This is a genomic window from Bacillus sp. FSL K6-1145, assembly GCF_038003425.1.
GTDB lineage: Bacteria > Bacillota > Bacilli > Bacillales > Bacillaceae > Bacillus > Bacillus pumilus.
This window is the reverse complement of record NZ_JBBOPC010000001.1, coordinates 1,149,871-1,164,163: the sequence shown is the minus strand read 5'-3', so window position 1 is coordinate 1,164,163 and position 14,293 is coordinate 1,149,871. Positions and strand designations below refer to the sequence as shown.

The 14,293-nt window shown below is 39.6% G+C and carries 15 protein-coding genes and 1 pseudogene; 4 read left to right on the top strand and 12 right to left on the bottom strand.

The genetic code is table 11. The features are described 5' to 3' along the window. The first annotated feature begins 220 nt into the window (after positions 1–220). From MHH41_RS05655 to MHH41_RS05645, 3 genes are all read left to right on the top strand, one after another. Entirely contained in the window at positions 221–619 is a 399-nt protein-coding gene (locus MHH41_RS05655) for a globin domain-containing protein (RefSeq protein ID WP_008355333.1), read from the top strand. After that, positions 616–1,527 (top strand): ClpXP adapter SpxH family protein, encoded by a 912-nt coding sequence (locus MHH41_RS05650; protein ID WP_310023430.1) that lies wholly within the window; start codon positions 616–618, stop codon positions 1,525–1,527. Before MHH41_RS05655 ends, MHH41_RS05650 begins: the two co-directional genes overlap by 4 nt. Before the next feature lie 296 nt (positions 1,528–1,823). Next, positions 1,824–1,997 (top strand): hypothetical protein, encoded by a 174-nt coding sequence (locus MHH41_RS05645; RefSeq protein WP_226805021.1) that lies wholly within the window; start codon positions 1,824–1,826, stop codon positions 1,995–1,997. A 100-nt stretch (positions 1,998–2,097) separates the two neighbouring features. On the opposite strand, the gene pepF is transcribed toward MHH41_RS05645, so the two are convergent. The 5 genes and pseudogenes from pepF to MHH41_RS18805 form a co-directional block, all read right to left on the bottom strand. Next, positions 2,098–3,924 (bottom strand): oligoendopeptidase F, encoded by a 1,827-nt coding sequence (gene pepF, locus MHH41_RS05640; RefSeq protein WP_284906233.1) that lies wholly within the window; start codon positions 3,922–3,924, stop codon positions 2,098–2,100. A gap of 214 nt (positions 3,925–4,138) precedes the next feature. Beyond that, positions 4,139–5,299 (bottom strand): competence protein CoiA, encoded by a 1,161-nt coding sequence (locus tag MHH41_RS05635; RefSeq protein WP_340865875.1) that lies wholly within the window; start codon positions 5,297–5,299, stop codon positions 4,139–4,141. A gap of 161 nt (positions 5,300–5,460) precedes the next feature. Beyond that, positions 5,461–6,981, bottom strand: coding sequence for a cardiolipin synthase (cls, locus tag MHH41_RS05630; protein WP_050945276.1), 1,521 nt, complete (start codon positions 6,979–6,981; stop codon positions 5,461–5,463). A gap of 85 nt (positions 6,982–7,066) precedes the next feature. Continuing rightward, positions 7,067–7,732, bottom strand: a complete 666-nt coding sequence (gene mecA / locus MHH41_RS05625; RefSeq protein ID WP_050945278.1) for an adaptor protein MecA — start codon at positions 7,730–7,732, stop codon at positions 7,067–7,069. After that, a pseudogene (locus MHH41_RS18805) lies at positions 7,699–7,819 on the bottom strand (hypothetical protein); the annotation flags it as partial. The pseudogene MHH41_RS18805 and the gene mecA, both read right to left, overlap by 34 nt. A 175-nt stretch (positions 7,820–7,994) precedes the next feature. Between MHH41_RS18805 and MHH41_RS05620 the strand changes: the two are divergent. Next, a complete protein-coding gene (locus MHH41_RS05620; RefSeq protein WP_003211565.1) occupies positions 7,995–8,660 on the top strand; it encodes a TerC family protein in 666 nt (221 codons plus the stop codon). Positions 8,661–8,699: 39 nt separating this feature from the next. On the opposite strand, the gene spxA is transcribed toward MHH41_RS05620, so the two are convergent. The 7 genes from spxA to MHH41_RS05585 all read right to left on the bottom strand — a co-directional run bounded on the left by spxA (position 8,700) and on the right by MHH41_RS05585 (position 14,277). Continuing rightward, a complete protein-coding gene (spxA, locus tag MHH41_RS05615; protein WP_003211421.1) occupies positions 8,700–9,095 on the bottom strand; it encodes a transcriptional regulator SpxA in 396 nt (131 codons plus the stop codon). A gap of 193 nt (positions 9,096–9,288) precedes the next feature. Further along, positions 9,289–9,867: a GNAT family N-acetyltransferase gene (locus MHH41_RS05610; protein WP_058014295.1), complete on the bottom strand. Its 579-nt coding sequence runs from the start codon at positions 9,865–9,867 to the stop codon at positions 9,289–9,291. A 137-nt stretch (positions 9,868–10,004) separates the two neighbouring features. Then, positions 10,005–10,292 (bottom strand): hypothetical protein, encoded by a 288-nt coding sequence (locus MHH41_RS05605; protein ID WP_050945281.1) that lies wholly within the window; start codon positions 10,290–10,292, stop codon positions 10,005–10,007. Positions 10,293–10,397: 105 nt separating this feature from the next. Further along, a complete protein-coding gene (locus MHH41_RS05600; RefSeq protein ID WP_106035866.1) occupies positions 10,398–11,318 on the bottom strand; it encodes an ABC transporter ATP-binding protein in 921 nt (306 codons plus the stop codon). Between the two features lies 1 nt (position 11,319). Beyond that, the gene (locus tag MHH41_RS05595) at positions 11,320–12,399 is read right to left on the bottom strand and encodes an ABC transporter ATP-binding protein (RefSeq protein ID WP_003211577.1); all 1,080 of its coding nucleotides are present in this window, start codon (positions 12,397–12,399) and stop codon (positions 11,320–11,322) included. A 12-nt stretch (positions 12,400–12,411) separates the two neighbouring features. Then, positions 12,412–13,329, bottom strand: coding sequence for an ABC transporter permease (locus MHH41_RS05590; protein WP_050945283.1), 918 nt, complete (start codon positions 13,327–13,329; stop codon positions 12,412–12,414). Positions 13,330–13,332: 3 nt separating this feature from the next. After that, on the bottom strand, positions 13,333–14,277 hold the full coding sequence (locus MHH41_RS05585) for an ABC transporter permease (protein WP_050945284.1): 945 nt from the start codon (positions 14,275–14,277) through the stop codon (positions 13,333–13,335). Positions 14,278–14,293 lie beyond the last annotated feature (16 nt).

Genomic DNA, 14,293 nt, shown 5'->3' with positions numbered 1-14,293 from the left:
ACTGAATGTGTTATGATATGGTCAATTGATCACGGAACCCGCCTCTCCCCTTATTTCCAATAGACCAAAGCGGTTTGTTTGTGGAATTGAGATGAGGTTGTTAAAATAAGTACAAGAATAGAAACATTAAAATAGAACAAACTGAATATCACTTTTGAAATAAATGAATTCACAATAGGGCGCTTCATCCTATTAACTACGAGTAAAAGGAGTAGTCAACATGGTACAATCGTTTAACGCACCTTACGAAGCGGTTGGAGAGGAACTTCTATCGCAACTTGTTGATACTTTTTATGAAAATGTAAAGTGTCATCCTTTGCTTCATCCTATTTTCCCGGATGACTTAAAAGAAACAGCAAGAAAACAAAAACAGTTTTTAACGCAATATTTAGGCGGACCCCCGCTTTATACAGAGGAGCATGGCCACCCTATGCTACGGGCGAGACATCTCCCTTTTCCGATTACTGAGGAGCGGGCTGACGCATGGCTTGAATGCATGGAGGATGCAATGGATCAAGTAGGATTAACCGGCGATATTCGTGACTTTTTATTTGAGCGACTTTCTTTAACGGCTCGTCATATGGTCAATCAAACACCTGAAAAGGATGGACGATCTTGAGCTGCAATACGCACGATCAATATTTCTCACACTGTCACGGACATCCTCAAAAGCCGATTGAAATCTATGTATTCATTGACCCTCTAAGTCCAGACTGCTGGTTATTAGAACCATCCATTAAAAAATTAAAAATGAAGTACGGCCGTTTTTTCACTTTACGAACGGTGACAAGTTCTAGTATTAATGCATTGAATCGAAAACGAAAAAAGCATTTACTGACCGAAGCATGGGGGAAATTTGCGACCAAAACTCAGACCAAAAAAGAACAAATGCTGTCTGAACAAATTGTGACTTCACCCTATCTCGCCTCGCTTGCATTAAAAGCGGCTGAACTTCAAGGCAGAAAATGCGGAATGAAATTTCTGCGTCTCATTCAAGAATCACTTTTTTGCCATCAGCAAGATGTCACAAGTGAACATGTACTGCTAGAAAATGCAAAAAGCGCTGGACTAGACATCGAGGAATTCCAGCGCGATATTCATTCTCAAAGTGCTGTCAAAGCACTAAAATGTGATATGAAAATTGCCGCTGAAATGGACGTGTCTGAGCTTCCGACCTTTGCCTTTTTTAATACAGTAAACGGAGATGAAGGATTAAAAATTTCAGGTGCGTACTCTTATGATGTATACGAGGAAATCCTTTTTGAAATGATTGGTGAAAAACCAACCCCATCAGAACGGCCTCCAATTGAATGGTTTATTGCTTACTTTCAATTTGCATCTGCCAAAGAGATTGCGGTTGTTTATGACCTGACACTTGATGAAGTTGAACGAGAAATGAAAAAGCTGGCTTTCGCTAAAAAAGTCGAACGTGTACAAGTGCAGCAAGAAATGTTTTGGCGCTATAAAGAAGATGGTCATCATTCAGATCTTGATGTCTATCGCTGTGAGAATGAACATGGGTGCTGACCCATGTTTTTTCTTTACTTTCATAAAGAACATTTGTTCTATTTTTAGGTACGAAGAAACCGCGCCGGGATAAGCGCGGTTTCACTATGTCTTAACGACAACAAAGGGGATGGGAGAAATTTTTCACGGTCAAACAAAGGGGTAATGTTTGTATGTGATTAATTTCACATCTGTAGTATATCAAATTTTGTCGACTTATGACAACAGATATACTATATGTTCATATTTTTGTCACAAAACATAAGAGGGTTGTCACTTTCATATAGTGAAAGTAACGAAAAAATGGAGGGATCTGCATGCGCAGCACAACCATTGGACTTGTTTCCATTGGCTTATGTTTCTTTTTAAACATATTAGGCTTAATGAAAATGCTTCCTCTTTATCTCACATCGCCACTCTTATTTGCTGCAATACTTTTTACACTTTATCGACTGAACCACCGGAAGACCTTTAAAGGATTTAAAGGTTGATTATAATGAACGGCCTCTACATGTGAAGAGGTCTTTTTTGTGAAAAAAACTCCTGTCAAAAGATGAGTTTGCACTCACACGTCTGACAGAAGTCTTTTCATTACTCACCCGTTTTAGAGATGAGCTCTTCCATTTCTTTTAATTTTTCTTCGAACAATTGACATGCTGCTTCGATTGGTTCTTTGGAAGCCATATCAACACCCGCTTTTTTCAGCACATTGATTGGATAATCAGAGCTTCCTGCTTTAAGGAAGTCTGTGTAGCGCTCCACCGCAGGTTTTCCTTCTTCTAAGATTTGCTTGCTTAATGCCTGTGCAGCACTATAGCCTGTTGCATATTGATAGACATAATAGTTGTAATAGAAGTGAGGGATTCTCGTCCATTCTAATCCAATTTCCTTATCCACAACCATGCCGTCTCCAAAATACTTCTTATTCAGGTCGTAATAAAGGTTCGTCATGAATTCTGGCGTTAAAGCCTCTCCTTCTTGTGCTTTCACATGAATCAAATGCTCAAACTCAGCAAACATCGTCTGTCTGAATACCGTTCCTCTAAATCCTTCTAGCAAGTGATTTAACACATACAAACGCTGCTTTTTATCATCTAGATGATTCAGCAGGTATTCGCCTAGTAACGCTTCATTTGTCGTAGAAGCTACTTCAGCTACAAAGATGCTGTAGTTTCCATACGGATATGGCTGGTGCTTTCTTGTATAGTAGCTGTGGACGGAGTGCCCAAATTCATGAGCCAGTGTAAATAAATTATCAATATTATTTTGCCAGTTCATGAGGATATATGGATTTGTGCCATAGCTTCCAGATGAATACGCACCGCTACGTTTCCCTTTATTCTCATAAACGTCTACCCAGCGATTATTGAGTCCCTCTTTTAACACGGACACATATTCTTCTCCTAATGGCGCTAACCCTTTTAGCATATAATCCTTTGCTTCATCGTAGGTTAGCTTCATGCCAGCATCTTTTACAAGTGGTGTATACAAGTCATAATTGTGCACTTCATCAAGCTTTAACACCTTTTTACGCAATTCAATATAACGGTGTAATAACGGTAAATATTGATGAACTGTATCAATTAGATTGTCATATACTTCTTCTGGGATACTGTTTCGAGATAGTGCTGATTCTCTTGCCGATTTATAATTTCGTACTTTTGCATAAAAATTATCCTTTTTAATCGAACCACTCAGTGTTGAAGCAAGCGTGTTTTTATACTGATCATACGTTTTATACACAGCTTTAAAGGCATTCTTTCTCACTTCACGGTCATCACTGTTTAAAAATGTGATAAAGTTGCCGTGGGTAATTTTCTTTTCTTCCCCATTTTCATCCTTTACAGAAGGGAACGAAATATCAGCATTGTTAAACATACTAAAAGTAGTAGATGAAGTTGAGAGAGGTTCAGATGCCTCAGCTAATAAGGCCTCTTGCTCCTCACTTAAAATATGTGGACGTTCTTTATTAATTTCTTCAAGAGCATGAGAATACAGTTTTAATTCTTCTTTTTCCAGAATAAACTGCTGCAATTTATCTTCTTGAATCGATAAAATCTCTGGAACAATATAAGCAGAAGTACTAGAGAGCTGTGTAAATAAATTCGATGCTTTATCATTCAGCGCTTGAAATGATGAGTTAGTTGTATCCTCATCGTATTTCATGTGCGCATATGTATAAAGCTTACCAAGCTTTTCAGAAAGCTGATCCTGAAAGGTTAGGGCTTCATACAGTACATCAGCAGAATGGGCGAGCTTGCCTTTAAATTGGGCGAGCTTAGGAATTTCTTTTTTGACCGCTTCGAATTCCTTGTTCCATGCATCGACGCTTTCAAAAATATCTTCAAGTCGCCATTTGTTTTCTTCTTTTACTTCGCTTCTGTCTGGTAAATGGTTGTTTTTGCTTTGTGAAGTCATATGAATCCCCCTTGCATAAGTTGTGTTGAACCAACCTTTCGGAAAGTGAAAGAAATTGGTGTTGTATTTATCTTCTTTGTTTTGAACTATATTTGTCAAATCATATGCAGAAATAAATACCAAACAGACTAAAAAAATGAGAAAAAAGCGTTTCTTTCTATTCAATCGCAGCACCACCTTTTTCTTATCATGATCAAAGTGGGCATGAAACATGCTAATGAAATAAGATAGCATCTCGTTTGAACGCTTCATCTACTGTTTGTATCGGCATTTGATTTGACGCTACTTCATAATTACCCTCTTTCGTCATGTGTAAAAACCCTTGTCTGACAAGCGCATGAACATATGATGTGATAACCTCTTTTAATTCTTCTATTGAAACATCGCCATATCGAAGCTTTACTTCTTTCATCTGGATACACCGTTTGATTTCTTTCATCAGCAGTTGAATCGTCACTGGACTGCTTCCTTTTTTCCTTATTATCCAATCATATAGACACCCTTGCCAGACGTAAACGGGACTTGTAAAGATGTACACTTCTGGCAGCGGGATAAATAATTCAGTCGGCAGAAAAGGGAAAGCTGTTTGATGATGCTCATAAAAAACGTCTCTCAACCGTTTGCTTTCATTTGATAAAATGCGAGGAGGCCGTTGCCTAAATTGCTGTATGCATCTTAGCCATTGCTTAGAAACTTGACGCTTGCTTGAGGGCGGCGATAGGATATCCGAAAGTTTGCGGTATGCTGTTGGCGGTCTGACAGTCATGGCAGCACATATTTTCGTTGGTTGAAATACAAGGAGTTGAGCAAGATGGATGAATCGATTCTGGAGCGGACAATAAAAAATCAGACTTCCTTTCTGTGATTCCCTTAGCATTCCCCAATGAATGGAGGAGAAGGAAAAGAGCTGGGCAGATTTTCGCTTTAAACGATTTGCTCCTAGGACCCATATAGGGAAGAGCCCTGATTCGCGGAGTCCTGCTGTTCTTTTACGCAGCTCTTGCCGTGAAATATTTGAGCATTGATATTCGATTGCATAGCTTGTTCCTCCAATAGAGACGGTCACGTCAGGACGCTGATGAACCTTTGACACATACTTTTCAAGCACCGGTTTATGTCCCAGCTGCTGAAGCCAATGCATCATGGCTTCTTTCCCCGCCTGATGATAAGCCGTTTCGCCTGCGGCTAGAGGACATGCTGTCAGCTGTTTATGTGCAAAATGATAAACACGTTGTTCACCAAGCTTTAATTGCACCTCTTCCCTGCATTCAGGGCAGTAAAATTTGCACGTTGTCCTGACATGCTCCAACCTGTTTTTAGATAAGTGATGTGTAATTCGAATAAGCTTTCCATTATCCATGATCGCTGTATTCATTCAGCTCGCCCCTTAGTCTTTGATGATCGTATTATAGCTTTTTCGTCTATAAGAGAGCGAATAGGCAAAATGAGCTTTTATTGTGTGAAAATATGATTTTACTGATGTTTTCTTGAGGAAAATAAAAAACCCCCCTGATAAAAAGGGGGAAAATACAATCTTTATAGTAATGGCGATAATAATCTTGCTGTTGATTCAAAGAGTCTTACCCTTAACGGTCTCTTTGCAAATTCTTCTGGGACAATCTCGTGCGACTGCTCTAAATCACCTAAAAAGTCGTTCACGAGCTTCTCAGTGCTTTTCGTTTTATAGAGGAAGGCATTCACTTCAAAATTCAAATGAAAGCTTCTCATATCCATGTTGGCCGTTCCTATCGAAGCCAGCTCGCTATCTACAATGATAAATTTACTATGCATAAAGCCTTGATCATATTCATACACCTTTGCCCCTGCTTCTAAAAGCTCCGGGAAGTATGAACGGGACGCATGGAAGACGATCCGTTTATCTGGATTCTTCGGTGCAATAATCCGTACGTCTACTCCGCTTAATGCAGCAATTTTCAATGCAGACAAAATATCATCATCCGGCACAAAATATGGTGAAGCAATCCAAATAGACTTTTTGGCAGAGATAATCATGGAGAAAAAGAGATTTTTAATGACCTCCCACTGTTTATCAGGACCACCAGCAATCATTTGTACGCCTTCTGTTGTAATCTCAATGTGGGTGAAATCTTTGAAGTATTCCACACCTGCACATCTCTCATTCGTCATATAGTACCAATCCTGCATGAAAATCTGCTGCAGATCACGAACAGCTTCACCCTTAATCATCAAATGCGTGTCACGCCAAAATCCATATTGTCTGCTTCTGCCCATATATTCGTCTCCAATGTTTAGCCCGCCAACAAATCCAACTTCTCCATCAATCACGACAATTTTTCGGTGATTTCGGAAATTGATTTTATTATTTAACAGTGGCAGCCTCACGGGTAAAAAAGGAACGATCTGAACGCCAGCCTTTTCGAGGTCAGCAATATATTGACGAGAGAGCTTTAAACTCCCTACATCGTCATATAAAAAGCGGACAATCACGCCATTTTTCGCTTTATCAATGAGAATATCTTTTAATTCTTGTCCAAGGTCATCGTGGCGGAGAATATAATATTCTAAATGAATGTGATGTGTCGCCTTTTTGATTTCTTCAAAAATATGAGAGAATGTTTCTTCTCCATTCGTCAGGACTTTAGAGGACGTGCGATACGTAATAGGGGTATGTCCAAGTCTGTGGGCCAGCTTAAATAAGAGCTGCTGATGATCACCCATATGCGTCATTTTCTCAATCGCTTCTCTATGAATATGTTCATCTTCCTGGATTAACTGTTCGTCCAGGATGGCTTTCTTTTCAAACAACCGGCGCTTTTTGATATTGCGTCCAAAGAAAATATAGAACAAAAAGCCGAATAACGGAAAGCTGCCAAGCAGGACAAGCCACGTTATCGTTTGAGATGGATTCCGGTTCTCCAAGAATATGACAAACCCGATGAAGATAATCGATAAAGTGAACAGAACGCTGACTGAACTTAATACACTTACCGCTAAATCACCGGCAATTAATTGAATGACTAAATAAGCACCTATCGTAATGATAAGAAAAAATAGAACTTTGACTAAATTTCTCATTTCATTTTCTCCTTGCCGATCTCTTTATTTACCTATTCATTCCGATAAAAAAGCCGATTCCTCTATAGAAATCGACTTTTGTTGGTTACGAGAAGTGCTGTTGAATCGTTTCAAGGGCATTTCCTTCGATAATCAGCTGACCATATTCTTTCAGTCTGTAAATGCTGACCACTGATTCATGAGCATATTCAAGCAAAATGCTGAGCTTATTCTCCACTTGCTCATCTGACAAATCCTCGTGGAAGTCAACATATAGATAATAACGGTTTTCAAACGAATATAAACTTGAGGTAAAATCCTGCATATTTAATTGAGAAAGTGCAATCAAATCTTCAAAGTCATCCATTTTCAACACAAATTGAAGTTGAAGTTTTTTGTCCTTCTCATTATGGTCTTCTTGATCCTGCTCTTCTTTTTGAAAATCATCAAGCAGTGCGTCTAGACTTTCTTCATCTGTTTGATCTTTTTTATCTTCTGGAATCGGCAATTCGAGCTTTTGTCCATCTTTAGAAAGTTGGGCTTTCGTCACGACAATTTCAAGACCTTTGTCAAGTGCCTGCACTTGAATCCAAAGCGGTCCCTCAACTGCAAATTCTTCTTCTTCGTGCACTTCGTCCATTACTTCCCAAAACAGCTCTTCACTGCGTTCACGATTATACCAAATCTCTTCACGGTCAAATCCGCGGTCTTCAATATCACCGTAGGAAATATAAAATTTCACTGTATGTTCATTAATTCTTTCGATTTCCATTTTGCCAACCTTCCCTTCTATATAAGATGTTGAAGGGACATACAAGCTCCCAATTAATAGTACTTTACTACACTTTACCCGTTCCGTCTACATGTTAACCTTTTAAAGAATTGAGGTATTGCTTCGTACTGTCTATTTTATGATAAAACATGAATAAAAGAAATAAAAACGCATTTTTTGCAGAGAAAACTTACAGAAACATATATTTGAATTGTCTTCATATATTGGTTGTACGAGCTCTATTAGACATGAGGTGAAATGGATGGAAACAGAATGGATCATATCCTTACTGATGATTATTGGCATCGATCTGATTTTAGGCGGAGATAACGCGTTGATCATTGCGATGGCTAGCCGCAGCTTGTCAAATGACAAACGCAATAAAGCCATATGGATCGGCACACTTTTGGCAGTGCTGATGAGAATAACAATGACAGGTGCCGCAGTTTATTTATTGACCATCCCTTATTTACAATTTATCGGCGGACTTTTTCTCCTTTATATAGGATACAATTTGTTAATTGAGCAAAAGAAAGAATCAATTCGCATTAAAAGCAGCGGCTCCCTTTGGCGTGCGGTTCAGACCATTGTGATTGCCGACCTCTTTATGTCACTTGATAATGTGATTGCAGTTGCAGGAGCGGCAAAAGGCAACATGCTGCTGACCGCTTTTGGCCTGATGATTTCAGTACCGATTATTATTTGGGGAAGTAAGCTAATTCATGCCGCTTTCACCAAATTCCCGTATCTATTATACGGAGGAAGTGCTCTTTTGGCTTTTACTGGCGGTGAAATGATTGTTCGTGATGTGAAATTGAATGAATTTATGGCTCAGCATGCGACTCTTGAATTGATGCTTCCGTTTTTAACAGTCGTAATGGTCATTTTAGCCAGCCTGTTTTACGAACAAACGGCTGAAAACAAATAAAAAAAGCTGCCAAATGATCGGCAGCTTTTCTTTTTTCTATTAGTTAGCAAGTCGCTGAGCTTCTCTTAGTTGGAATGTACGAACCGTTCTTGGAAGGAAACGTCTAATTTCATCTTCATTGTAGCCAACTTGTAGTCTTTTTTCATCCAAGATGATTGGACGTCTTAAAAGACCTGGATGCTCATTGATCAGTTTATACAATTGTTGAAGAGGCATTGTCTCAACATTCACATTTAGCTTTTGGAATACTTTTGAACGTGTTGAGATAATTTCATCTGTACCGTCTTCAGTCATTCGAAGAATTTCTTTGATTTCATCGATTGAAAGAGGCTCTGAAAAGATGTTTCTCTCTTGATACGGAATATTGTGCTCTTCTAACCACGCTCTTGCTTTTCTACATGATGTACAGCTTGGTGATGTGTATAATGTTACCATAAATCTTCACTCCTCAATTTGTAGAATGAATATTGATCTGTATTCTTAAATTAAAATTGTTCTAAATAAGTAATCTTTATAGTGATTATACTATAAAAAAGTAAGTGTGAACAGATTTTCTTGCAATTTTTGTGACAAAAACTAGACAATTTCATTCATTTTCTCGTGTTGCTTGATGTCTGAACATTCTCATTTAGTCGAGATGATCGAAAATATTTTTTTGTTTTCTATTTTCAATGACCTTCAATACATCATCAACATCTTCATACGACTGCCCATACCATTCTTCATCTTTATACGTATGGATTCGTTCATAGGTTTTCCTCATAGCCTCCATCATTTCTTCTTCATTATCTGTAAGAGGCGACCAATAAAGGATTTCCATGCGGTTCACTTCATTTGTTGCAAGTGACCTGCGTTTATAACCGATTGATTCTGCATGCTTGAAGTGCTCTCTTTGGTAAAACTTTAGGCGTTTTGCAGTATCTGCATCATCTTCATCTACAGGCTCAACCTCAAGCAAGATCGGTTTCTTTTTTTCCTTCAGCTTATGAATGAGCTTTGATCCGAGGCCTTCACCTCTTGCATCTCTGGAAACAAATAAATAATCAATAAAGATAAAATTATCAAATTCGGCGTACATCATCACATGATGAGGTCCTTCCTCCTTATGATAAACATCACTTCTTTCCTTTAATAAAGCTTCCATATGCTCTTTTGACTTCATTTCTTCTATCGGGAAGTATTCACTGAGCTTTTCATACCAATTCATGGATCCGCTCCTTATGATATCGTTAAGAACCACTTCCTTAGATATTCCCGATTTCCTGCTATTTAAACGCCTGTACTAGTAAGACGCAGCAAAGTCTCCTCTAGTTTCACTTTTTTTCAAACAACAGAAAAAAAGTTTTATATCGAACGATTCATGAGTAATTGAAAACAGACAAACAGGATAAGTGTCATCCCAGTTTGGAACATGATGAAATAAAGATACTTGCTGCGCCGTGCTTCCTCTTTCTGATTGCTTGTTTTCCGGTGAAGCATATATTCCACGGAAAAAGACACGATGCCAATGAGCACCATAAATATGAGCATCCACTGTCCTCCATTTGGCTTTCTCAAAAAGGACGTTGAAAAAAGCATGAATACAATGAGAAAGTGAAAGAATGAATAACGAAACGTCTTCCATATCGACATCTGATTTCCTCCTAGAACCCGCTTGTTGTTAACTAAAAATTACCATCATCTCGTTTTTTGTAAAATAAAAAAAAGAAGCACTGACATAGCAGTGCTCCTTCCTTCTTATAATTGTTTTGCCTGAAGCTCTTTGAATTCTTCCTCTGTGCAGCTCACAAAGTGACCTGGCTTCACTTCACGGAAATCAGTGTTTGTTCCTTTGTGAACGGACGGATCATACTTGATTCGTTTGCGGTTACGCTCATAATCTGGATCTGGAAGCGGAATCGCAGATAGTAATGATTTTGTATATGGATGAAGCGGGTTTTCGTATAATTCATTCGCTGGTGCCAGCTCTACCAATTTCCCGAAATACATCACGCCAATACGATCGCTGATGTATTTTACCATGGACAGGTCATGGGCAATGAATAAATACGTTAAGCCTTTTTCTTCTTGCAGTTCTTTCATTAAGTTAACGACCTGTGCTTGAATCGACACATCTAATGCAGATATTGGTTCATCGGCAATAATAAAATCTGGCTCAACTGCTAATGCACGGGCAATTCCGATACGCTGCCTTTGACCACCAGAGAATTCATGCGGATATCTGTTTGCATGCCCTTTGTTCAATCCAACGGTTTCAAGCAACTGGTACACACGCTCTTTACGCGCTTGCTTTGTTTTCGCAAGGCCATGAATGTCGATGCCCTCTGCAATGATATCAAGGACTGTCATTCTAGGGTTCAGTGAGGCATATGGATCTTGGAAGATCATCTGCATTTGACGGTTGAACTCAAGCATTTTTTGTCTTGATTTCTTCCCGTGTACATTTTCTCCTTTATAAAGAACCTCGCCATCTGTCGCATCATAAAGTCTAATGATGGATCGGCCCGTAGTGGATTTACCACATCCAGACTCACCTACAAGACCTAGTGTTTCACCTTTGTAAATATCAAATGAAACGCCGTCAACTGCTTTCACCGTTCCTCTTGCTGTATGGAAATGCTGCTTTAAATTTTTGATTTCTAACAATTTTTCTGCCATGCTATTCACCCTCTTTTACTAATACAGGTTTTTCGTAGCTACCTTCTAGTTCACGCATTCTCGCCTTTACAGCAGCAGGCGGTTCAACTTTAGGTGCATTTGGATGAAGTAGCCATGATTTCACATAATGCGTATCTGATACTTTGAACATTGGCGGTTCTTGTTCAAAGTCAATTTTCATTGCATAATCGCTTCGGAGTGCAAATGCATCTCCTTTCGGCGGGTTTGTCAGATCTGGCGGTGTTCCTGGGATTGCAGTCAGCTTTCCTTCAGCTCCGCCATCTGTGTCTAGGCTTGGCATTGATGCCAATAGTCCCCATGTATACGGATGTTGTGGATTGTAGAAAATTTCATCCACAGTTCCTGTCTCAACAATCTGACCTGCATACATAACAGCTACACGATCAGCGACGTTGGCGACAACACCAAGATCATGCGTAATAAAGATAATTGACGTTTCAACCTTTTGCTGAATTTCTTTCATTAATTCTAAAATTTGCGCCTGAATTGTTACATCTAGAGCTGTTGTCGGCTCATCGGCAATCAATAGCTTTGGATCTGCTGCAAGTGCCATCGCAATGACAACCCGTTGTCTCATCCCGCCACTAAATTCGTGTGGGTATTGTTTGATTCTTTTTTCAGGCATTGCAATTCCAACAAGCTCCAGTAATTCAATGGCTCTTTTTTCAGCCGCTTCTTTTGAAATTTGTTCGTGCTTGAACAGCACTTCTGTAATTTGTTTCCCGACCTTCATCGTTGGGTTCAAGGAAGTCATCGGATCTTGGAAGATCATTGAGATGTCTTTTCCTCGAATGTTTTGCATTTGTTTTTCAGTTTTCTTGACAATATCTTGCCCATCAAACAGGATCTGTCCGCGCTTGAAATAACCCGGCGGCATCGGAATTAATCTCATGATGGCCTGTGATGTCACACTTTTACCAGAGCCAGATTCACCTACAATAGCAAGTGTCTCGCCTTTATTTAAGTGGAAGTTCACACCACGAATGGCTTGAACCTCTCCACCATATGTTTTAAATGAGATTGCAAGGTCTTTCACCTCTAGAATACGTTCACGTTCCATCCTAATCACTCCTTATTTACGCAACTTCGGATCTAAAGCGTCTCTTAGTCCGTCTCCAACCACGTTAAAACCAAACATTGTAATACAGATAAATGCGGCTGGGAACCATAATCTCCACGGGTAGTAAGTCATGGCTGGAATTCCGTCAGACGCCATTGTTCCCCAACTAGCTAATGGAGCTGGTACACCAAGCCCTAGATAGCTTAAGAATGCCTCCGTGAAAATAGCCGAAGGAATTGTTAGTGTCATCGTGACAAGAATTGGTCCCATTGAGTTTGGAATCAAGTGTTTAAATAAAAGTCTAGATGTTTTCGCACCTAATGTTTGTGCGGCAAGAACGTACTCTTGGCTCTTCAATTGTAAAACCTGTCCCCGAACAATACGTGCCATGTTAATCCAGCCTACAACTGTCATGGCGAGGATAATCGTTAATAATCCTTTTGGCAGAACAACCATCATTAAAATAACCATTAATAGTGTTGGGATTGCCCATAAAACGTCTGCGATACGCATCATCACTTCGTCCGTACGTCCACCTTTGAATGCAGCAATACTTCCCCAGATAATACCGATGATCACGTCAAGAACAGCTGCTGCAAGACCGATAAAGATCGAAATTCTTGCCCCAACCCATGTACGAACAAACATGTCTCGGCCTAAATCATCCGTACCGAACCAGTGCTCTTTTGAAGGCGGCTGATCTGCATTAAGCAAATCTGTCGTAGAGTAATCATATTTAGAAAACACCGGAACGAAGATCGCCAGCATCACAACAATGAAAATAATTGTAAGCCCAACCATTGCAAGTTTATTTGCACGGAAGCGAAGCATAGCATCCTTCCATAAAGATAGACTAGGTTTAGAAATTTTTTCAGATTCTGCTGCATCAGCCGTCGCCGGCACAAATAAGTCTTTTCTCATCTCTTCCATGTGTTAGACCCCTTTCTTCGCCTTCGTCAGTTTAATTCTAGGATCGATAATACCGTAGAGGATGTCAACGACTAAAATACTGATTAATAGAATAATACTGTAGAAGACTGTGACACCCATGATGACGGTGTAATCACGGTTTGTAATACTTGTGACAAAGTGAGAGCCTAATCCAGGAATGCCAAAAATCTTCTCCACGACAAAACTACCTGTTAAAACTGAAGCAGCCATTGGTCCCATGTAAGTAATGACAGGTAACAATGCGTTTCGAATCGCGTGTTTGATCGTAACAGCTGATTTCGTTAATCCTTTCGCTCTAGCCGTTCTAATGTAGTCACTGTTTAGCACTTCAAGCATACTTGACCGTGAAAGTCTAGCGATAAATGCCATTGGCATGAAGGAAAGTGCAATAGAAGGTAGTACGGTGCTGGCCCAAGACTCCCATCCTGCAACTGGGAAAATCGCTAAAATGCTTGCCTCAGATGCAAATACATATTGAAGTAGCGCCGCTAAAATGAAACTTGGAACTGAGATTCCAAAGATCGTTAAAATAGCAATCGTATAGTCTTGCCACTTGTTATGATAGAGCGCTGCAAGGACCCCAAACAATACACCAAATGCTAACGCGAGGAGAATTGCCTCAATTCCGAGGGTAAAGGAAACGGGGAATCCAGAACCGATTAAGTCATTTACGGTTTGTCCTTTGTATTTAAATGAGGGACCAAAATCTAATTTTGCAACTGAACCTAAGTAGCTTACATATTGAACAAATAAGGGCTTGTCCAACCCGTAGTGCTCGTTTAGGTTTGCTTCAATTTCAGCAGGAAGTTTCTTCTCCCCAGAGAATGGACCACCAGGTGCTGCCTGCATGAGAAAGAAAGTTGCAGTTACAATAACAAACAGTGTGATTAAAATATATATTAATCGCTTACCGATATATTTAAGCAACGGAATTGCACCTCCA